The organism is Streptomyces sp. NBC_00271, from assembly GCF_036178845.1.
Taxonomy (GTDB): Bacteria; Actinomycetota; Actinomycetes; order Streptomycetales; family Streptomycetaceae; genus Streptomyces.
Map to the genome: position 1 here is coordinate 3,760,638 of NZ_CP108070.1, position 19,695 is coordinate 3,780,332.

Below are 19,695 nucleotides of genomic sequence, written 5' to 3' on the forward strand. Positions count from 1 at the left end.
TCCGTCACCTGCCGGGGGTCGAGGAGGGCTGCGCGGACGGGGTGGGGGCGGGGGTCTTCGGGGTCGGGATCCGCGGGGTCGGGGTCTGCGGGGCCGGGGTCTGCGGGGCCGGGGTCTGCGGGGCCGGAGTCTGCGGGGCCGGGGTCTGCGGGGTGGCGACGCCCGCGGAGGGAACGGCGGCCGCCGGGGCGCTGGTGGCCGGGGCCGTGGTCTGCGTGAGGGCGAGGACCTCGGGCGGGCGGACCACCGGGATGCGCGCGGAGGACTGCTGGGCGGCCGTTCCGGGGACGCCCTTGACGCTGCCGTCCGGGTTGAGGAAGGCCGGGTCGCCGCCGGGCACCATGCCCAGCTCGCGCGCGCGGCGCTGGAGGGCGTCGGGCGCGGAGTAGGTGTCCACGTCCCGCTGCAGCGCCTGCTCCTCGTCGGTGAGGCTCTTGGTGTCCCTCCGCAGGTCGTCCAGGTGGAACGAGCCCTCGCTCAGGGCGGAGTTCAGCACGAGGAGGCCGATCAGGCCGCCGCCGAGCAGGAGCACGACGAGCAGGACGAAGGGGGTGCGGGCGGCATGGCCCCCGCCGGCGGGGAGAAGCCGGGCGAGCCGGGCGGCCCGCCCCCTGAGTTCGGGTTTCCTACTCACTCGATCTCCCCCTCCTGGTGCCTCACTCGGCGTCCTCGCGGATGCGCTGGGCCCCGCGCAGTCGTGCGGGAGCCGCTCGCCGGTTCTCGGCGACCTCTTCCTCGGTGGGAAGTTCGGCACCGCGGGTGAGCAGCTTGAGCCGGGGCTGGTAGCGCTCGGGCACGACCGGCAGACCGGGCGGCGCGGTGGTGGCGGCACCGGCCGCGAACACCTGCTTGACCAGCCGGTCCTCCAGCGAGTGGTACGACAGAACGGCGATCCGGCCGCCGACGGCGAGCGCCTTCACGGCCGCGGGAATCGCCCGCTCCAGGACGCTGAGCTCCCCGTTGACCTCGATGCGCAGCGCCTGGAAGGTGCGCTTGGCGGGGTTGCCGCCGGTGCGCTTGGCGGCCTGCGGCAGGGAGTCGCGGATCAGCTCGACGAGCCGCGCGCTGTTGCTGAAGGGTTCCTTGTCGCGTTCGCGCACGACGGCGGAGACGATCCGCTTGGCCTGCTTCTCCTCGCCGTACGCGCGCAGGATCCGCACCAGTTCGCCCGGCGGGTAGGTGTTGAGCACCTCGGCCGCGCTGATGCCGGTCGTCTGGTCCATCCGCATGTCGAGCGGGGCGTCCTGGGCGTAGGCGAAGCCGCGGTCGGCCTCGTCGAGTTGCATGGAGGAGACGCCCAGGTCGAACAGGACTCCCTGGACACGGGGGATGCCGAGGCGGTCGAGCACCTCGGGCAGTTCGTCGTAGACCGCGTGCACGAGGGTGGCACGGTCGCCGAAGGGGGCGAGCCGCTCTCCGGAGAGGCGCAGTGCCTCCTTGTCGCGGTCGAGGGCGACGAGACGGGCCTCGGGGAACCGGGTCAGCAGCGCCTCGCTGTGGCCGCCGAGTCCCAGGGTGCAGTCGACGACCACGGCGCCCGGCTCGGTGAGGGCCGGGGCCAACATGTCCAGGCACCGCTGGAGCATCACCGGGACGTGTCGACTCTGGCTCAAGGGGCCCTCTCAGGTCCGGCGCGGCCGTACGCACCGCCGGGTCCCCACCCGCTCGAGAAGGGGAGGCCTGCTGGCGCCGGGTGAGTGGCGTCAGCCGACCGGGAGCGGGAGGAGGCCGAGCCGTACGTACGCGCCGCGCACGCGGGGGGAGACGCCGGAAAATCGCCGGGTCTCCAGGGGAAAGCAGTCCAGCAGGGAGAGCCTCGCCTCCCGCTTCGCGTCACTTTAGTCCACGGTGTCTCGCGGTCAATCAACCGGCATGCGCGTCGCGGACCACTCGTCCACGAACCCCCGATCGAAGCTGTGAATCAGCAAAAATCACCTATCCAGGCGATCTCTAAACACCCATGTGGGTTACCTCACAACAAGACACGATGACGTTCTTTGTCCCTTCTCACAGCAGGACTACTTCATACCTGACCAGTAACGTCATAGCTATGACGACTTCTGCATCCGTACCCACAGAGCCCGAAGACGCCATAACCACGAGCGGCGGCGTGACCGACCGTCTCGTCGAGGCGAACCAGCAGTACGCCGGCGCGTTCACCGATCCCGGGATGGACGCGCGCCCCGTGCTGCACGTCGCGGTGGTCGCGTGCATGGACGCCCGGCTCGACCTGCACGCCGCGCTCGGCCTGGAGCTGGGTGACTGTCACACCATCCGCAACGCGGGCGGCGTCGTCACCGACGACGTGATCCGCTCCCTCACCATCAGCCAGCGGGCGCTCGGCACCCGCAGCGTCGTTCTCATCCACCACACCGGCTGCGGCCTGGAGTCCCTCACCGAGGACTTCCGGCACGACCTGGAGATGGAGGTCGGCCAGCGCCCCGCCTGGGCGGTCGAAGCCTTCCGGGACGTCGAACAGGACGTACGGCAGTCGATGCAGCGCGTGCGCACCTCACCGTTCCTCCTGCACACGGACGACGTGCGCGGCTTCGTCTTCGACGTGACGACGGGTCTGCTGCGCGAGATCGACCCCGCCTGAACACTCCCACCGGGCCCCTCGTAAAACTTCGTGGGGCCCTCATGGGACCCTCACTTCACGAAAAAGCCCCGACCCACCGGCGCCCAAAGAGTCGCAAGACCTGACATATCGCAGCCAGTTATCCACAGGCGAGTGACACGAACCGGTAACGGCAACAAGAATGCGGTTGTGGCGTCACGCGGAACTTCTCGCGCGTGGTGTCCGTGTTTCGGGGTGGGCCGGTCCGCACAGGGCGTCGGCCCGAGAACGGGCCGAGGAGGGCCGGGTGACGACCTATGACGATCGAGCGAGCCTTACAGATCTGACCGCCACTGTGGAGCGTGTCCGCAGTTCGGTGGAAGGAGTGATCGAAGGCAAGCCTGAGGTCGTACGGCTTTCGCTGACCGTGCTGCTCGCCGAGGGACATCTTCTGATCGAGGATGTCCCCGGCGTCGGCAAGACCATGCTGGCCAAGGCATTGGCACGGTCCATCGACTGCTCGGTGCGGCGGATCCAGTTCACGCCCGACCTGCTGCCCTCGGACATCACGGGTGTGTCCATCTGGGACCAGCAGCGCAGGGACTTCGAGTTCAAACCGGGTGCGATCTTCGCGCAGATCGTGATCGGCGACGAGATCAACCGCGCCTCCCCCAAGACGCAGTCCGCGCTCCTGGAGTCGATGGAGGAGCGCCAGGTCACCATCGACGGGCAGACCTACGAACTGCCCAGCCCCTTCATGGTGGTGGCCACGCAGAACCCGGTCGAGATGGAGGGCACCTACCCGCTGCCGGAGGCCCAGCGCGACCGCTTCATGGCCCGCGTCTCCATCGGCTACCCCAGTGCGGAGGCCGAGCTCCAGATGCTGGACGTCCACGGCGGGGTCTCCCCGCTGGACGACCTCCAGCCGGTGGCGCACGCGCACGAGATCGTGAAGCTGATCGACGCGGTCCGCACGGTCCACGTCGCGGAGACGGTCCGGCGGTACGCGGTGGATCTGGTCGCCGCCACGCGCACCCACCCCGACCTCAGACTCGGCGCCTCGCCGCGTGCCACGCTGCATCTGCTGCGCGCGGCGAAGGCCTCCGCGGCGCTCAGCGGCCGGGAGTACGCGCTGCCGGACGACATCCAGGCACTCGCCGTGGCGGTCCTGGCCCACCGTCTGCTCCCCACGGCCCAGGCGCAGTTGAACCGTCGCACGGCCGAGCAGGTCGTCCAGGAGATCCTTCAGCAGACCGCCGTTCCCTCGGCACCCCAGCAGCAGCCGGGCTTCACGATGGGCCGCGGCGCGCCCGCGTACGGCCAGCAGCCGCCCCGGAGGCTGTGATGACGCCCGGGGGGACCGGCGACGCCGAGGAGGACAAGGGCGGGCTGCGCACCGCGCTCACCGGTCTCACCACCCGTGGACGCTCCTTCCTGGCCGCCGGCATCGCGGCCGCGATCTGCGCGTACGTCCTGGGGCAGAGCGATCTGCTCCGGGTCGGCCTGCTCCTCGCGGTCCTGCCGCTGGTCTGCGCGACCGTGCTGTACCGCACGCGCTACCGGGTCGCGGGCAGCCGCAGGCTCTCCCCCGGGCGGGTGCCGGCCGGTTCCGAGGCCCGCGTCCATCTGCGGATGGACAACGTCTCGCGGCTGCCCACCGGCCTACTGATGCTCCAGGACCGGGTGCCGTACGTGCTCGGCCCCCGGCCCCGGTTCGTCCTGGACCGGGTGGAGGCGGGCGGTCGGCGCGAGGTGTCCTACCGGGTCCGCTCCGACCTGCGCGGCCGCTTTCCGCTGGGTCCGCTGCAACTGCGTCTGACGGACCCGTTCGGGATGTGCGAACTGACCCGCTCCTTCTCGACGTACGACACCCTGACGGTCATCCCGCGCGTGGAACCGCTGCCGCCGGTGCGGCTGACCGGTGAGGCGAAGGGGTACGGCGACGGGCGGCAGCGCTCGCTGGCGCTGGCAGGCGAGGACGACATCATTCCGCGCGGCTACCGCTACGGCGACGACCTGCGCCGGGTGCACTGGCGCCTGACCGCGCGCTACGGCGAACTGATGGTCCGTCGTGAGGAACAGCCGCAGCGCTCCCGTTGCACGGTGCTGCTCGACACCCGGGGCATCGCCTACGAGGGCGCCGGCCCGGACTCCGCCTTCGAGTGGGCGGTGTCGGGCACGGCGTCGACGCTGGTGCACATGCTCGAGCGGGGCTTCTCGGTGCGGCTGCTGACGGACGACGGCACCTCGGTGCCCGGCGAGGGCGCCGACGGCTTCGCGGGCGCGAGCCAGGAGTCGGCGGACGCGGCCGGACTGATGATGGACACGCTCGCGGTCATCGACCACTCGGACGGCGCCGGGCTCTCCCGGGCCTACGACGTCCTGCGTGGGGGCAACGAAGGGCTCCTGATCGCCTTTCTCGGCGACCTCGACGAGGAGCAGGCGACGGTGCTCGCCAAGATGCGCCAGCGCAGTGGCGGGGCCGTCGCCTTCCTGCTGGACAGCGAGACCTGGGTGCGGGAACCGACCGACGTCCCCGGCCCGTTGGACAGGAGCGAGGATCGACTGCGCATGCTGCGCGAGGCGGGCTGGACCGCCGTGACGGTGCCACGGGGGGCGGAACTCGCCGACCTGTGGCGGCAGGCGGACCGGCAGCGCACGGGTGCCGCCTCGACGGGGAGTACGGCAGGGGGTGGACGATCATGAGCGGGCGGGCTCGGCTGACGTTGTATTCGGCGGCGGCCACACTGATGGCGGCGTGCGCGTTGCTGCCGCTGGTCAAGCCGGCGACGTGGTTCCTCCAGGCGGTGTTCCTGCTGGCCCTGCAGTCCGGTGTGGGCGCGCTGACCCGGCGGGTTCCGCTGGCCCGGCCGCTGACGGTGGCAGCGCAGGCGCTGGTGATGCTGATGCTGCTGACGCTGGTCTTCGCCCAGCAGCAGGCGCTCCTCGGCTTCGTCCCGGGTCCGGAGGCGTTCCGGCATCTCGGCGATCTGCTCCAGGCGGGCACGGACGACGTCGGGCGGTACGCGATTCCGGCGCCGCTGTCCGACGGCATCCGCCTGATGCTGATCGGCGGTGTCCTGGTGATCGGGCTCGCGGTGGACACGCTCGCGGTGACGTTCCGCAGCGCGGCCCCCGCCGGGCTCCCCCTGCTCGCGCTGTACTCGGTCGCAGCGGGACTGTCGGGCGGCGGCTGGGCCTGGCTGTGGTTCCTGCTCGCGGCCACGGGCTATCTGATGCTGCTCCTGGCGGAGGGCCGCGACCGGCTCTCCCAGTGGGGCCGGGTCTTCGGCGGCGCGCCCCGCTCACAGGGGCTGGATGCCTCCCCGGGCACGGTCGCACCGGTCCGCACGGGGCGGCGCATCGGCGTGGTCGCGCTGGGCGTCGCCCTGGCGGTGCCGCTCGCCCTGCCCGCCCTCGACGGCGGTCTGCTGGGCGGCACGGGCGCGGGCGTCGGCTCGGGTTCCGGCGGCGGCACGATCTCCGCGGTGAACCCGCTGGTCTCGCTCCGCGACAGCCTGAACGTGGACGAGGACCGCCAGGTCATGTCCTACCGCACCAATACCGAAGACACCCAGGACATGTATCTGCGGATCGTGTCCCTGGACGACTTCGACGGCACGGCGTGGAAGCCGGCCCAGCGACACATCCAGGACGTGCCGGACACGTTCCCGACGCCGATCGGCCTCGGGGCCGATGTCCAGCGCAGCGAGATCCAGACCCGCATCTCGGCGGCCGACTGGTACGCCCAGGACTGGCTGCCCATGCCGTACCCGGTCAGCAAGGTGAACATCAGCGGCAGTTGGCGGTACGAGCCGGTCGGGCGCACGCTCGTCGGTGACCACGGTCAGAACACGCGCGGCGTGCAGTACGAGGTGACGAGCCTGATCGTGCAGCCGACCGCGGAGCAGCTGGCGAACGCGCCGGAGCCGTCGAAGGTCCTGAAGCGCGAGTTCACCAAGGTGCCCTCGTCGCTGCCCGCGGTGGTGGCCGACACGGCGCGCAAGGTCACCGCGGGCTCGACGAACCACTACGAGCAGGCGGTCAAACTCCAGGACTACTTCGCGGTGAACGGCGGGTTCACCTACAACACCCAGGTGCAGGTGGGCAGCGGCTCGGCCGCGATCGCGCGCTTCCTGAAGGACAAGCAGGGCTTCTGCGTCCACTTCTCCTTCGCGATGGCCTCGATGGCCCGCACGCTGGGGATTCCGGCCCGGGTCGCGGTGGGCTTCACACCCGGCTCTCCGCAGTCCGACGGTTCGATGTCGGTGGGGCTGCGGGACGCGCACGCCTGGCCCGAGCTGTACTTCGAAGGGGTGGGCTGGACCCGCTTCGAGCCGACCCCGAACCGGGGCTCGGTGCCGGAGTACACCCAGACGGACACGCCCGGGTCGGACTCGTCGACGGTGCCGAAGCCGTCCACGTCGACGTCCGCGGCGCCGTCCACCGCTCCCTCGGCCAGCGGCAACTGCCTGGCCGAGCAGAAGAAGCTGGAAGCGTGCCCGAGCCAGTCCGCGTTGGCCACGGTGGGCTCGAAGGACGACGGCACTCCGTGGCTCCAGAACCTGGGGTACGCACTGGCCGGACTCCTGCTGCTGGTCGTACCGCTGCTGCCGATGCTGTGGCGGATGCGGCTCCGGTCCGTGCGGCTGGGTGCGCACGGCCGCGGTGAGGCGGACGCGCCCGCGTACACGCTGGCGACGTGGCTGGAGGTGACCGATACGGCGTGGGACTACGGAATCGTGCCGGACGAGTCCCAGACACCACGCAAGGCCGCGGCGCGGATCGTGCGACTCGGGCTCCTCGAAGCCGAGGCGTCGGAGGCGGTGCACCGGCTGGCCGCGGCGGTCGAGCAGGTGCTGTACGCCCCGCATCCCCGGCTGACGGCGGGGCTCGCGGAGGATGCCCGTCGTGTCACGGACGCCCTCGGCGCCCGGGCGAGCCGCACCGCCCGCCTGCGCGCCCTGCTCGCGCCCCGCTCAGCCGTCCGGGTGGCCTGGGCGGCGTCGGCCTACTGGGCGGCTGTGTCGGCCCGGCTGGCGGCGCGCAGAGAGTCCCTGCTGCGACGCCCTTCGGGGCAGAACAGCTGACGTCGCGTTGAACCGTGTGGCCCGTGTCCCCGGCCGGGGACACGGGCCACATGTGGTGGGTGCCCGGCCGGGACGGAGGCCGCCGGTGGCGACCCGCCGGTGCCGGTCGGCGTCCCACAGGCGAAGGTTCGGTTCTCGTCGGCGTCACGCATGCTCTTCACGCCGGTGCTTCACGCCGGGGCGGGCAAGACGCCCTGTCGGGGTACGACTGAGGGGGTGTCCCCACCCGGCCCGGGTGGGGACACCCCCTCACGCGTTGTCTTCGACTGCGGGCGCCCGCAGGGCCACTGCCCTCGCGGGACTACTGACCCTGCTCGTCTCGGCGTCGCTGCCAGCGTTGTTCGATGCGGTCCATCATGGAGCGGCGCTGTCGGCCCTGGTGGCGCGTGGCGGGTGCGCCGGGCGCGGCCGGCTGCTCACCCGGCTTGGGAGCCTTGCGCCAACCGGTGACGGCGAGCACCGCACAGCCCAGCATGACGAGAAAACCCACCACGCTGACCCAGATCTGCTTGGAGACCATTCCGGCCATGAGGAGCGCGATACCCACCAGAAAGCCCGCGACCGCCTGGTAGACCCGTCGCCGGGTGTACGTACGCAGCCCGCTTCCCTCAAGCGCTGTCGCGAACTTGGGATCTTCGGCGTACAGCGCTCGCTCCATCTGCTCGAGCATTCGCTGCTCGTGCTCCGAGAGCGGCACGGCGTCCTCCTCATCGTGCAGTCGCCGGGGCGACCGGGGGTCCCCTTCAGGATAGGCAGGGAATCGCCCCCGTGAAACCCGCCCCTCTGCGCCAATTCGCCAACCGGAACCCGCCATGGCACCCCGATTCACTGAGGCGTGCATTCCCCAGCAACCGGCCCGTCATGCCGGATGGTCTCCCTCGATCATACGGCGCCGAGCGCCCGATCGGGTGGCCTGTGGCGTACTCCATCTGCCGCCCCGCCCCTGATCAGGGGCGCAACATGAGAGGCGGCTCACCCCTCGTCGGCCTCCTGCGCCTCACCGAGCACATGAAGCTGCGTGGCCACGGAGTGGAACGCGGGGAGTTCGGCGGCCGCCGCCTCGAGCTGCAGGAGGGCCTCCACGGCACCCGGCTCGGTGTCCACGAGGACGCCGGGGACCAGGTCCGCGAAGACCCGTACGCCGTGCACGGCGCCGACGCGCAGACCCGCGCCCTCGACGAGCGCGGTGAGCTGGTCGGCGGTGAATCGGTGGGGTACGGGATCGCCCTCGCCCCAGCGTCCGTCCGGGTCGTCGAGCGCCTGCTTGGCCTCCTTGAAGTGGCCGGCGAGGGCACGGGCGAGCACGGCGCCGCCCAGGCCCGCCGCGAGGAGGCTGAGAACGCCCTCGGGGCGCAGCGCGTCCACCACGTTGCGCACGCCGTCGGCGGGGTCGTCCACGTACTCCAGGACCCCGTGGCACAGCACGACGTCGTAGCCACCGCGCTCGACGACGTCGAAGAGGCCGTGGGCGTCGCCCTGGACACCCTTGACACGGTCGGCGACCCCGGCCTCGGCGGCCCGGCGCTCCAGCGCGAACAGCGCGTTCGGGCTGGGGTCGACGACGGTGACACGGTGGCCGAGGCGAGCCACGGGCACCGCGAAGTTGCCGCTGCCGCCTCCGGTGTCGAGGACGTCCAGGGACTCCCGCCCGGTGGCCTTGACCCGGCGGTCGAGAGCGTCCTTGAGGACCTCCCAGACCACGGCGGTACGGAGAGAAGCGCGAGGGCGCGTCGGGTCCGGCACGGCAGTTGACTCCTCGGAGCGGCACCGCCTCTTGCGCGGCGGAGCGATCGGGGGGCCTCCCGGCAGGAGGCTTCAGGCGCCTCCACCCTATTGCCTCCACCGTCGTACCTGACCCTCCGTCTCACCCGGTGGATCACGCGTCGGATCAGGCATCGGATCAGGCATCGGATCGCGCGGCGGCTCACGGAGTCAGCTCGCGTCCGGGACCTCCCGGTCCGCCCTGTGCTCCCCGCCCTCCCCGTCTCCGTCCCCCTCCTCCTCTCCGTTGCGACGGGGCTGGGGCAGTACGGGTTGCAGCACCAGCATCCGCTCGACGAGGCGCAGGAACATCGCCACGTCGCGTATCAGGTCGTCTGCGTCGCGGGTGCCGGCCGCGCCCCGGATACCCGCCTCGGCGCGGGCGCGCCGGTCGGCCCCGGAGGCGAACAGGGCGCTCCACTCGGTGAGTTCGGGCGCGATCTCGGGGAGCACTTCCCAGGCGCTCCGGATGCGGGCGCGGCGTCGGGGTGTGGGCTCCGGGCGGCCCCGTGCGGCGAGAACGGCGGCGGCGGTGCGCAGGGCCGCCAAGTGCGCCGTCGCGTAGCGCTCATTGGGGGTTTCCAGGGCGGTCGCCTCGTCGAGGCCGGCGCGGGCCTGGGCGAGCAGGTCGAGGGCGGCGGGCGGGGCCGTGGCCCGGCGGAGCACGGGGTGCACGTCGCCCGCCGGGCCGGTCAGTGAGGGGGCAGGGCCGGTGGCGCGGCGCCGGTGGGCGGCTGCTGCGGAAGAGGTGGCCATGACGAACCTCCTGTCGTCTGTGTGACGGCACTGTGGCCGTATGTGCCCATCGTGAGGTATGCCACTGACAATCCGTTCTGACCTGGGCCTTTGCTTCGATCGAAGGTTCGGGTTAGTTTTTGCACTGACCAGTCAGTTCAAAAATGTTCAGGGGATGGGGACGCTGTGGACGGTCCGCTCGGACTCGGTGTCACGGCCAGGGACTTCGGACTCGAGGGCCCCCGCGGCTGGGCGTTCCGCGGGGTCGGTGTCGATGCGGGGCCCGGCTCGCTGATCGCGGTCGCGGGGCCGTCCGGCTCGGGCCGTACGTGCCTGCTGCTCGCGCTCACGGGCCGGATGCGGTCCACCGAGGGGACGGCCACCGTGGGCGGGGCCACGCTGCCGCGGCAGATGGCCGCGGTGCGTCGCGCGAGCGCGCTGGCCCATGTCCCGGGTGTCACCGACCTGGACCCCGCCCTGACCGTCGGGGAGCACCTGCTCGAACGGGCGCTGTTGCAGCGGCGGTTCGGTGCGTCCCTGAAGGACTCCCTGCGCGGGCCGCTGCGTCCGCGAGCCGAGCGGGCGGCCGAGGGGAAGCTGCGGATCGACTCCGCGCTGGCCGCCGCCGGGCTGGACCGGGAGGCCCTGCCCAAGGGCTCCCGGACCGCCGTACGCGACCTGGAGCGGCTCGAAGCCCTGCGGCTGTCCGTCGCGTTGGCCCTCGTCGGCCGCCCGGGGCTGCTCGGCGTCGACGACACCGACCTCAAGTTGGCGGATGCCGAACGGGCCGAGGTCTGGGCCCTGCTGAAGTCGATCGCCCAGTCGGGCACCACGGTCGTGGCGGTGTGCGGCGAGGCTCCCGACGGAGCCGTCCGCGTGTCCACCCGCCCGACCGACCACACCAGCGAGACCGACGACAAGGAGACGGCCGATGCGCTCGCCGAGACTGGCCGTTCTTGAGCTCAGGCGCTTCGGCCGGGGCGGACTCCCACGCGCCGCGCTGGCCGCGCTCCTGTTGCTGCCGCTGCTGTACGGCGCCCTCTACCTGTGGTCGTTCTGGGACCCGTACGGCCGGCTGGACCGCATTCCCGTGGCGCTCGTGAACGACGACAAGGGGGCGAGCGTCGCGGGCAAGAAGCTCTCGGCGGGCGAGGACATCACCAAGGGGCTGCGCGACAGCGACACCTTCGAGTGGCACGAGGTGAGCGCGGCCGAGGCCCGCCGGGGTGTCGAGGACGGCACGTACTACCTGTCGCTGACCATGCCGTCCGACTTCAGCCGAAGGATCGCCTCCAGCTCCGGGGAAGCTCCGGAGACGGGCGCCCTCCAGGTGCGTACGAACGACGCGAACAACTACATCGTCGGGCAGATCTCACGGACGGTGTTCGGCGAGGTGCGCACGGCGGCGTCCACGAAGGCCTCCCGGTCGTTCCTGGACAAGATCTTCATCTCGTTCTCGGACATCCACGGGGCGACCGAGGAGGCCGCCAAGGGGGCCGACAAACTCAGCGGTGGCATCACCCGGGCCCGGAAGGGCTCCGAGGACCTCGCCGACGGCCTGAAGGACGCCAAGGAGGGCAGTGGCAAGCTCTCCGGGGGCCTGCGCAAGCTCGACAAGGGCGCCGGCGACCTGGCGGACGGCTCGCGGCAGGTCGCCGACGGCACGGGGGTGCTGGCCGACAAGGTCAACGGGGTCGCGGACAAGGTGGGCCCCTTCCTGAAGGACAACGAGAAGTCGATCGGCGACACGGCCCGGCTCGTCGCCGACTCCGCCGCAGGGATCCGCCACAACCTCGACACGCTGGTGAAGACGGCCCCGGTCGCCGCCAAGGGCGCCCATACGGCGTCCGACGCGCTGAGCGCCGTCTACAGGGCACGCTGCGAGACCCTGCCGTTGCCCGACGCGGCGTGCCCGGACCTGAAGAAGGCCCGGCAGGCGGCCGCGGACGTGGCCGAGGTCGCCGACGACGTGAACAGCCTCATCAGCGACCAGAACGGCGATCTCGACCGGCTCGACAAGAACCTGGGCACCCTGCAGAAGCAGGCCCAGGCCCTCGCCGACCGCTCGCCGCACCTCTCCGAAGACCTCACCGACGCCGTCTCCAAGGTCAACAAGCTCAACGAGGGCGCCGAGAAGGTCGCCGCGGGGGCCAAGAAGCTGCGCGCGGGCCTCGGCACGGCCAAGACCGGCGCGGCGGACCTCGACACGGGGGTCGGCAAGCTGAAGACGGGCGCGGGCACCCTCGACGAGGGCATGTACAAGCTCGTCGGCGGCTCGGGGCAGCTCGCCGGTGGGCTGCACGACGGCGCCGGGCAGATCCCCGACTACGACCGGCAGGACCGCGACCTGCGCACCCAGGTCATGGCCGATCCGGTGAAGCTCGCCTCCAAGGACCTGCACAAGGCGCCCAACTACGGCACCGGCTTCGCCCCGTACTTCATCCCGCTGTCCCTGTGGGTGGGCGCGATGGTGGCGTACATGCTGATCCAGCCGCTGAACCGGCGCGCGCTCGCGGTGGGTGCCTCGGCCTGGCGCATCGCACTGGCGGGCTGGCTGCCGGTGGCCGCCCTGGGCGTGCTCCAGACGGTGGCCCTGATGTCCGTGCTGCACTGGGCGATCGGCCTGGAGATGGTGCGGGCGGCCGGGACGGTCGGCTTCCTGTGCCTGGTGACGGCGTGCTTCGCGGCGCTCGTGCAGTGGCTGAACGCACGCTTCGGAGCGGCGGGCCGGATTCTCGTACTCGCCCTCCTGATGCTCCAGCTGACCTCGGCGGGCGGCACGTACCCCGTCCAGACCAGTCCGGGCTTCTTCAACGCGATCCACCCCTTCTTGCCGATGAGTTACGTCGTCGAGGCCCTCCGCCGGCTCATCACGGGCGGCGGTCTCGGACCGGTCTGGCAGGCGTGCGCCGTCCTCACGGCGTTCACCGCGGGCGCGCTCGCGCTCACCGCCCTGTCGGCACACCGCAAGCAGGTGTGGACCCTCGACCGTCTGCACCCCGAGCTGAGCCTGTGACAATCAGGGCCATGGAAAGCAGCAGCACCACGGCAGGCGGCGGCCGTCGCGAGGCGACCCGGCAGAAGCTCTACGAGGCGGCGGTCACCCTCATCGCGGAACAGGGGTTCTCCGCCACCACCGTGGACGAGATCGCCGAGCGGGCCGGGGTCGCGAAAGGCACGGTCTACTACAACTTCGCGAGCAAGTCCGTCCTCTTCGAGGAGTTGCTGCGGCACGGCGTGGGACTCCTCACCGCCTCGCTGCGGGAGGCCGCGGAGCGCACCGAGCAGGATGGCGGCACCAGGGTCGACGCACTGGACGCGATGATCAGGGCCGGGCTCGCCTTCATCAACCGCTACCCGGCCTTCACCCAGCTCTACGTGGCCGAGCTGTGGCGCACCAACCGGGCCTGGCAGTCCACGCTCATGGTGGTCCGGCAGGAGGCGGTCGCGGTCGTCGAGGGCGTGCTGCGCGAAGGGGTGGCGAACGGCGAGCTCAGCGACGAGATCGACGTTCCGCTGACGGCCGCCGCGCTGGTCGGGATGGTCCTGGTGGCCGCCCTGGACTGGCAGGCCTTCCAGCCGGAGCGTTCCCTGGACGACGTCCACGCGGCGCTGTCGCGGCTGCTCCAGGGCCGTGTGAGCGGCAACCGGTGAGCTGACAGGGCTCGGTACGGAAACGGGGCACGGCGAAGCGCCGGTCCGAGGTGGCCGCGTCCCCCCGCGGGCCACTTCGAACCGGCGCTTCGCCTCACTCCCCGTACTCCCCGTTGGGCCCCCGTTCGGTCGTCCCCCGGGTTCCCCCGTGCCTCGCTCCCGCCGACGGAGTCGGCGGAAGGAGCGGCCAAGGGCGCGAGGACCGTTCCGCCGCCCCGTGTCGGCGGTACCGGAGCCGCGCCCCTTTCCGTGCCTCCACTCTCTCTTTCGCGCTGGTCGCGCCCCATCCGCGCGCGTACTCATCTCACTCACTAGGTACGGATACTCAGCCGTACGCACTCATGCCCAGGACGCACCGTCGTCAACTGGTTACGATCGCGTCCGTGTCCGTACTCCCCCTGGTCTTCACCAGCGGCTGGGCCAGTGGCATCAACGCGTACGCGGTGGTGCTGCTCCTCGGCATCTTCGGAGCGACCGGTCTGAGTGACGACGTCCCGGAGTCCCTTCAGCGTCCTGAGATCCTGATCACAGCGGGCGTTCTCTTCCTGTGCGAGGCGGTCGCCGACAAGATCCCGTACGTGGACTCGGTGTGGGACTCGGTGCACACCGTGATCCGCCCGGCGGCGGGGGCGTGGGTCGGGGCCCTGCTCGCCGGGCAGAGCGGTTCACTCTCCGATCTGGCGGCCGGCGCGATCGGCGGTTCGACGGCATTGGCGAGCCACACGGTCAAGGCCGGGACGCGAATGGCGATCAACACCTCGCCGGAGCCGTTCAGCAACTTCGTCATGAGCACCGCCGAGGATCTCGGGGTCGCCGGGATCCTGACCTTCGCGATGTTCCACCCCGAGGCCGCGGCGATCATCGCGGGCGTGCTGCTGCTCGCGGGGCTGCTGGCGCTCTTCTTCCTGATCTCACGTATCCGCCGGTTCCTGCGCCGCAGGGCCCAGCGCCGGGAGGAGAAACGCCTGGCCGCACGGGTGGGACAGCCACCCGACTGAGACCGCGGGCCGGGTTGTCAGTGGCGGCCGATAAAGTCGCTGGCATGGGACGGATTGCGGTGATCGGCGCCGGGATGGGCGCGATGGCGGCCGCCGCCCGGCTGGCCGTCGCGGGCCACCGGGTGGTGGTGTACGAGCGCGCGGCGACGTACGGCGGGGCGGTGCGCCGCTTCGAGCGCGACGGCTTCGTGTTCGACACGGGCCCGGGACTGCTCCCCCTGCCCGCGGTCTACCGCGATCTGTTCGTCAAGACGGGCAAGGAGCCTCTGGAGGCGTGCGTCGAGCTCGTCCAGGTGGACCCGTCCTCGCGCCATGTCTTCGCCGAGGGCACGGAGGTCGGTCTGCCGAACGCCTCACGCGCGGGCGTCGTCACCGCCCTCGACGAGGCCCTCGGGGCGGGCGCGGGCGCACGGTGGGGCGACTTCCTCGTGCGGGCACGCGAGGCCTGGGACCGCACCCGCAGGCCGCTCCTGGAGGAGCCACTGTGGCCGAACTGGTCGGTGCTCGCCGAGCGCGAGCCCTACCCCTCGGTGCCGCACAAGAAGCTGCTGCGCACCCGCCGCGCCACGACCCTCGCCGAGGTCGGCGCCTGGGAGTTGCGCGACCCGCGCCTCACCGCCCTGCTGGAGAGCCACGCCCTCGCCCACGGGCTCGATCCGCGCGTCACCCCGGCGAGCGCGGCCGTACTGCTGTACATGGAGCACGCCTTCGGCACCTGGTATGTGCGCGGCGGCATAAGGGAGTTGGCGCGCGCGGTGTACGAGCGGTGTGTGGCCCGCAGGGTGGAGTTCCGCTTCGAAACCCCGGTCGCGCGGATCGTCGAGAAGGACGGCCGGGCGACGGGTGTGGAGCTGGCCGACGGCGAGGTCGCGGACGCCGACTTCGTGGTCGCCGGTGTCGCGCCCGGAGCGCTCGACGCCCTGGTCCCCGGGACGGCGCTACGGGGCGGTGACGAGGTCGCGCCGCAGCGCGGGGCGCCGAGCAGACTGACCGTGCTGCTGGCGCTGCGCGGAGGGCGCCCCGAGGGGGTGGCACACCGGACGGTGGTGCACGCGGCGGACCGGGCGGAGGAGTTGGACCGGATCTTCGGTGAGCGTCCGGGGTTCTCCTCCGCGCCCACCGTGACGGTGTCGCGCCCGGACGACCCCGCCCTCGCACCGGACGCGGAGCACGAGGCGGTCACGCTGAGCGTCACGGTCCCATCGGACCTGTCGGTGTCCGAGGAAGACGTGGAGGGGGTGCTCGGTGTCGCCGAGCGCGCGATACCGGGCCTGCGCGAGCGTCTGCTGTGGCACGAGGCCCGCACTCCTGCCGACTTCGCGGAAGAGACGGGCGCGGACGGCGGCGCCGTCCCCGCACCGGCGCTCGCCGCGGCGGACGGACGACTGCTGCACGCGTCGAACTCCACCCGTATGCCGGGGCTGTTCGTGGTCGGCGGCTGGGCCCACCCGGGCGGCGGCCTCCCGCACGCGGGCATGTCGGGCGCCCTGGTGTCCGGACTGATCGTGGAGGGACCGCAGTTCCGGGGCTCTCAGTGAGCGCACCGGCGCGCCGAAGGCCGCCCGAAGGGGGCGGCCTTCAGTACCGGTACTGCTCGTCGTACCCCGCGCCGTTGGCGTTGCCGTTGCCCTGGTACGGGTAGGGCTGCTCCGGCGGGAGTTCGCCGCCGTAGGGGTCGTCGGTGTTGCGCTGCTGCGGGACCCAGACGCCGCCGGCCGGGGTCTCGCCGCCGTAGCCGCCGGTGGCGTACTGGTCCTGGCCGTAGCCCTGCTGCTGCTGCGTGTACTGCTGGTCGCCGCCGCCGTAGGTCGTGTCGTACGAGGCGCCGCCGTAGGTCTGCGTGCCGGTGTACGGGTCGGAGTAGGCCGCGTACTGCTGCTGGCCGTTGTCGTAGCCGTACTGCTGCTGCTGGTCGTACCCGGTCGAGTAGCCGTCGTACGCGTAGGCCTGCTGGTCCTGGGACTGGGCCGCGGCGGCGTAGGACTGGTCGGGGGCGGCCGCGTAGGCGGTGTCGCTGTAGACGCCGTAGGAGCCGGTGTCGTCGGGCAGGGGCTGGGGCTCGTACACGGCGGTGGCCTCGGCGGCCGTCAGGTCGCCGGAGCCGGGCGGCATGAACCGGTCGGAGTGCGCGGGCGAGAACACGTCGTCCTCTCGGGTGAAGTCGTCGCCCTGGGGATACGCCGCGCCTCGGGCCAGTCCTTCGGCCCTGGCCTCGGCTCCCTCGGCCGTTTCGAGGTCGGAGACCTCCAGCTCCGGATCCTCGTGGCCCTCACCGCGGCGTCGCTTGCTCTTGCCGAAGCCCTTGCCGGCGCCACTGTCGGCGCCCTGCCGGTTGCCCACGGCCCAGCCCTCCGCGAAACCGCGGCGGAACGACAGGGTGACGTACGTCTGGCCGACCGCGAAGGCCGCGGCGCCGAGCCCGATGACGATCACGGAAGGGATCAGCACGCCGAAGACGACACCGAGGAAGCCCACGAAAGCGAGCAGGCGCCAGCGCAACCGCGCCTTGTACTGCAGCAGGACCTCGCCGAGCAGCCACAGCGCGACGATGCCGAACGCGATATAGAGGACCGTCCAGCCCATGTACGCCCCTCTCCCAGTGGCCGCTACGCAGTGTGTCGTACGTGGGTGCGACCGGTCTAGGCCTGCTGCGGGTGGTGCAGGCCCAGATTCTCGTAGATTTCCAGCGTCGCCGTGGAGTTGTTGAGCGTGATGAAGTGAAGTCCGGGGACTCCCTCGTCCAGCAGCCTCGCGCAGAACTCCGTCGCGAACTCGATCCCAATGGAGCGTACAGCCGCCGGATCGTCTTTGGCTGTGAGGATCCGCTCTTTCAGGACGTCCGGGAATGAAGCGTTACTCAGCTTCGGAAGTCGTTCCAGCATCTTCACACTTGTCACCGGCATGACCTCCGGGATGACCGGTGTCGTACAGCCGGCCGCCACCACCCGGTCACGCAGGCGCAGATACGACTCGGGCTGGAAGAACATCTGGGTGATCGCGTAGTCGGCGCCGGCCCGGCACTTGTCGACGAAGTGCGCGACGTCCACGTCCCAGTCCGCGGAGCGGGGGTGCATCTCGGGGAAGGCGGCGACGCCGACACAGAAGTCGCCGGACTCCTTGATGAGACGGACGAGTTCGGCGGCGTAGGTCAGGCCCCGGGGGTGCGGGACCCACTCGCCCATCGGGTCGCCGGGCGGGTCGCCGCGGACCGCGAGCATGTTCCGGATGCCGGCGTCGGCGTACTGGCCGATGATGTTGCGCAGTTCGGCGATGGAGTGGTTGACCGCGGTGAGGTGGGCGACCGGGGTGAGCGTCGTGTCGGCGACGATCTGCTCGGTCTCCTTGACCGTGCCCGCGCGGGTGGAGCCACCGGCACCGTAGGTGACGGAGACGAAGTCGGGGGCGACGGCCTCGACGCGGCGCAGCGCGTTCCACAGGTTCCGCTCACCCTTGGGGGTCTTCGGCGCGGAGAACTCGAACGAGTACGTCGCCTTGCCGGTGGCGAGCATGTCACGCACGGTGCGTGCGCGATCAGTCCTGGTGGAAGCAGATCCGAGGGCCATACCCGCAGGTTAGTCAGGGGGCGGCGGTCTCCCAACCGAACCGACGTCAATTGTCTGTTTTGTCGACTTCTTGTCCACCCCTCGGACACCTGCTGGGACAACCGGTCCGATTGTTGATCGGACCATCGACGCGTCGGGGCACGGCCTGTGCCTGACGCAGCCGCCCCTTACGCCTGACGCAGCCGCTTCGCGAATTCCGCCGCCGCCGCGCCGGGATCCGCCGCCTCGGTGATCGCCCGCACGACGACGACACGGCGGGCGCCCGCCTCCAGGACCTCGTCGAGGTTGCCGAGGTCGATGCCGCCGATGGCGAACCAGGGGCGGTCGGTGGCGAGGGAGGCCGTGTGACGGACCAGGCCGAGGCCCGGGGCGTGGCGGCCGGGCTTGGTGGGGGTGGGCCAGCAGGGGCCGGTGCAGAAGTAGTCCACGCCGTCCTGGACGGCGGCTGCCGCGGCCTCGGACTCGGCGTGCGTGGAGCGGCCGATCAGGACCTCGTCGCCGAGGATCGCGCGGGCGGCGGGGACCGGGAGGTCGCCCTGGCCCAGGTGGAGTACGTCGGCGCGGATGGCGTGGGCGACGTCCGCCCGGTCGTTGACCGCGAGGAGCTTGCCGTGGCGGGCGCAGGCGTCCGCGAAGACCTGGAGGTGCTCCAGTTCCTCGGCGGCCTCCATGCCCTTGTCGCGCAGCTGCACGATGTCGACACCGCCGGTCAGGACCGCGTCCAGGAAGTCGGCGAGGTCGCCCTGGCGCTTGCGGGCGTCCGTGCAGAGGTAGACGCGGGCGTCGGCGAGGCGGGTGCGGGCGGCGTTCTCGGGCATGCGTGTGTCCCCCGTGGTGCGGGTGCGTACGGATGTCGTACGCACCCTACGGACGTGGTGCGGTGCGTACGGACCGCGGCGGCCGGGGTGGTCCGGGGCCGGCCGTGGTCCGTACGCCGGACGGTCGTTCGAATCAGACGGCGAGCGCCTGGGCGCGGCGCTTCACCTCCGTGCCGCGATTCTCGCTCAGAGCCTGCGCGGGGGTGCCGGGCAGGCTCGGGTCGGGGGTGAAGAGCCACTCGAGCATCTCTTCGTCGGAGAAGCCGTCGTCCCGCAGGAGCGTCAAGGTGCCGGTCAGGCCCTTGACGACCTTCTGCTCGTTCCCGTCGATGAAGGCGGCGGGGACGTGCAGCGCGCGGTTCTCACCACGGCGTACGGCGATCAGCTGGCCCTCCTTGACCAACTGCCGGACGCGGGTCACCTCGACGCCGAGCTGTTCGGCGATGTCGGGGAGGGTGAGCCAGGCGGGGACGAGAGCATCGATCTTTGCGTCAATCTCGGTCACGGGACAAGCCTGCC

18 protein-coding genes are annotated in these 19,695 nt (G+C 71.6%); 9 read left to right on the top strand and 9 right to left on the bottom strand.

The window, feature by feature from the left end:
* Nucleotides 1–4: 4 nt before the first annotated feature.
* Nucleotides 5–634, bottom strand: coding sequence for a hypothetical protein (locus OG798_RS17515; protein WP_328757290.1), 630 nt, complete (start codon nucleotides 632–634; stop codon nucleotides 5–7).
* A 22-nt stretch (nucleotides 635–656) separates the two neighbouring features.
* Nucleotides 657–1,613 carry a 16S rRNA (cytosine(1402)-N(4))-methyltransferase RsmH gene (gene rsmH / locus OG798_RS17520; RefSeq protein ID WP_121416420.1) on the bottom strand — a complete coding sequence of 319 codons (957 nt, stop codon included), beginning with the start codon at nucleotides 1,611–1,613 and terminating at the stop codon, nucleotides 657–659.
* Between the two features lie 437 nt (nucleotides 1,614–2,050).
* Here rsmH and OG798_RS17525 point away from each other — a divergent pair, with 437 nt between their 5' ends.
* From OG798_RS17525 to OG798_RS17540, 4 genes are all read left to right on the top strand, one after another.
* On the top strand, nucleotides 2,051–2,599 hold the full coding sequence (locus OG798_RS17525) for a beta-class carbonic anhydrase (protein WP_095855151.1): 549 nt from the start codon (nucleotides 2,051–2,053) through the stop codon (nucleotides 2,597–2,599).
* 265 nt (nucleotides 2,600–2,864) lie between these two features.
* Nucleotides 2,865–3,902 (top strand): AAA family ATPase, encoded by a 1,038-nt coding sequence (locus tag OG798_RS17530; RefSeq protein ID WP_095855150.1) that lies wholly within the window; start codon nucleotides 2,865–2,867, stop codon nucleotides 3,900–3,902.
* Nucleotides 3,902–5,263, top strand: a complete 1,362-nt coding sequence (locus OG798_RS17535; protein WP_097226188.1) for a DUF58 domain-containing protein — start codon at nucleotides 3,902–3,904, stop codon at nucleotides 5,261–5,263. The genes OG798_RS17530 and OG798_RS17535 overlap by 1 nt, the downstream gene beginning before the upstream one ends.
* The gene (locus OG798_RS17540; protein ID WP_095858140.1) at nucleotides 5,260–7,647 is read left to right on the top strand and encodes a transglutaminase TgpA family protein; all 2,388 of its coding nucleotides are present in this window, start codon (nucleotides 5,260–5,262) and stop codon (nucleotides 7,645–7,647) included. The genes OG798_RS17535 and OG798_RS17540 overlap by 4 nt, the downstream gene beginning before the upstream one ends.
* Nucleotides 7,648–7,948: 301 nt before the next feature.
* Here OG798_RS17540 and OG798_RS17545 read toward each other — a convergent pair whose 3' ends face one another.
* From OG798_RS17545 to OG798_RS17555, 3 genes are all read right to left on the bottom strand, one after another.
* Nucleotides 7,949–8,344 carry a DUF3040 domain-containing protein gene (locus OG798_RS17545; RefSeq protein WP_060902071.1) on the bottom strand — a complete coding sequence of 132 codons (396 nt, stop codon included), beginning with the start codon at nucleotides 8,342–8,344 and terminating at the stop codon, nucleotides 7,949–7,951.
* 275 nt (nucleotides 8,345–8,619) lie between these two features.
* Nucleotides 8,620–9,390, bottom strand: a complete 771-nt coding sequence (locus OG798_RS17550; protein WP_095855148.1) for a methyltransferase — start codon at nucleotides 9,388–9,390, stop codon at nucleotides 8,620–8,622.
* Nucleotides 9,391–9,579: 189 nt separating this feature from the next.
* A complete protein-coding gene (locus tag OG798_RS17555; protein ID WP_095855147.1) occupies nucleotides 9,580–10,164 on the bottom strand; it encodes an SAV_6107 family HEPN domain-containing protein in 585 nt (194 codons plus the stop codon).
* 165 nt (nucleotides 10,165–10,329) lie between these two features.
* Here OG798_RS17555 and OG798_RS17560 point away from each other — a divergent pair, with 165 nt between their 5' ends.
* The 5 genes from OG798_RS17560 (at nucleotide 10,330) to OG798_RS17580 (ending at nucleotide 16,333) form a co-directional block, all read left to right on the top strand.
* A complete protein-coding gene (locus OG798_RS17560) occupies nucleotides 10,330–11,103 on the top strand; it encodes an ATP-binding cassette domain-containing protein (protein ID WP_095855146.1) in 774 nt (257 codons plus the stop codon).
* Nucleotides 11,075–13,159, top strand: coding sequence for a YhgE/Pip family protein (locus tag OG798_RS17565; protein ID WP_121416419.1), 2,085 nt, complete (start codon nucleotides 11,075–11,077; stop codon nucleotides 13,157–13,159). The genes OG798_RS17560 and OG798_RS17565 overlap by 29 nt, the downstream gene beginning before the upstream one ends.
* Before the next feature lie 11 nt (nucleotides 13,160–13,170).
* Nucleotides 13,171–13,797: a TetR/AcrR family transcriptional regulator gene (locus tag OG798_RS17570; RefSeq protein ID WP_095855144.1), complete on the top strand. Its 627-nt coding sequence runs from the start codon at nucleotides 13,171–13,173 to the stop codon at nucleotides 13,795–13,797.
* A gap of 383 nt (nucleotides 13,798–14,180) precedes the next feature.
* Nucleotides 14,181–14,795, top strand: coding sequence for a DUF4126 domain-containing protein (locus OG798_RS17575; protein WP_095855143.1), 615 nt, complete (start codon nucleotides 14,181–14,183; stop codon nucleotides 14,793–14,795).
* A 44-nt stretch (nucleotides 14,796–14,839) separates the two neighbouring features.
* A complete protein-coding gene (locus OG798_RS17580; RefSeq protein ID WP_328757291.1) occupies nucleotides 14,840–16,333 on the top strand; it encodes a phytoene desaturase family protein in 1,494 nt (497 codons plus the stop codon).
* Between the two features lie 40 nt (nucleotides 16,334–16,373).
* Here the strand turns inward: OG798_RS17580 and OG798_RS17585 are convergent, their stop codons facing one another.
* The 4 genes from OG798_RS17585 to OG798_RS17600 form a co-directional block, all read right to left on the bottom strand.
* Entirely contained in the window at nucleotides 16,374–17,378 is a 1,005-nt protein-coding gene (locus OG798_RS17585; protein ID WP_328757292.1) for an SCO2102 family sporulation regulator, read from the bottom strand.
* Between the two features lie 56 nt (nucleotides 17,379–17,434).
* Nucleotides 17,435–18,358, bottom strand: a complete 924-nt coding sequence (gene metF / locus OG798_RS17590) for a methylenetetrahydrofolate reductase [NAD(P)H] (RefSeq protein ID WP_075026407.1) — start codon at nucleotides 18,356–18,358, stop codon at nucleotides 17,435–17,437.
* A 167-nt stretch (nucleotides 18,359–18,525) separates the two neighbouring features.
* Nucleotides 18,526–19,176: a thiamine phosphate synthase gene (gene thiE, locus OG798_RS17595; protein WP_095855139.1), complete on the bottom strand. Its 651-nt coding sequence runs from the start codon at nucleotides 19,174–19,176 to the stop codon at nucleotides 18,526–18,528.
* Nucleotides 19,177–19,309: 133 nt separating this feature from the next.
* Entirely contained in the window at nucleotides 19,310–19,681 is a 372-nt protein-coding gene (locus OG798_RS17600; RefSeq protein WP_054231512.1) for an Rv2175c family DNA-binding protein, read from the bottom strand.
* Between the last annotated feature and the right edge of the window lie 14 nt (nucleotides 19,682–19,695).

Bases quoted from the DNA above. Each gene is read 5' to 3' on its own strand.
- OG798_RS17525 (WP_095855151.1), top strand. From the start codon at position 2,051: ATGACGACTTCTGCATCCGTACCCACAGAGCCCGAAGACGCCATAACC.
- OG798_RS17535 (WP_097226188.1), top strand. From the start codon at position 3,902: ATGACGCCCGGGGGGACCGGCGACGCCGAGGAGGACAAGGGCGGGCTG.
- OG798_RS17540 (WP_095858140.1), top strand. From the start codon at position 5,260: ATGAGCGGGCGGGCTCGGCTGACGTTGTATTCGGCGGCGGCCACACTG.
- OG798_RS17555 (WP_095855147.1), bottom strand. From the start codon at position 10,164: ATGGCCACCTCTTCCGCAGCAGCCGCCCACCGGCGCCGCGCCACCGGC.
- OG798_RS17565 (WP_121416419.1), top strand. From the start codon at position 11,075: ATGCGCTCGCCGAGACTGGCCGTTCTTGAGCTCAGGCGCTTCGGCCGG.
- OG798_RS17570 (WP_095855144.1), top strand. From the start codon at position 13,171: ATGGAAAGCAGCAGCACCACGGCAGGCGGCGGCCGTCGCGAGGCGACC.
- OG798_RS17580 (WP_328757291.1), top strand. From the start codon at position 14,840: ATGGGACGGATTGCGGTGATCGGCGCCGGGATGGGCGCGATGGCGGCC.
- OG798_RS17585 (WP_328757292.1), bottom strand. From the start codon at position 17,378: ATGGGCTGGACGGTCCTCTATATCGCGTTCGGCATCGTCGCGCTGTGG.
- metF (WP_075026407.1), bottom strand. From the start codon at position 18,358: ATGGCCCTCGGATCTGCTTCCACCAGGACTGATCGCGCACGCACCGTG.
- thiE (WP_095855139.1), bottom strand. From the start codon at position 19,176: ATGCCCGAGAACGCCGCCCGCACCCGCCTCGCCGACGCCCGCGTCTAC.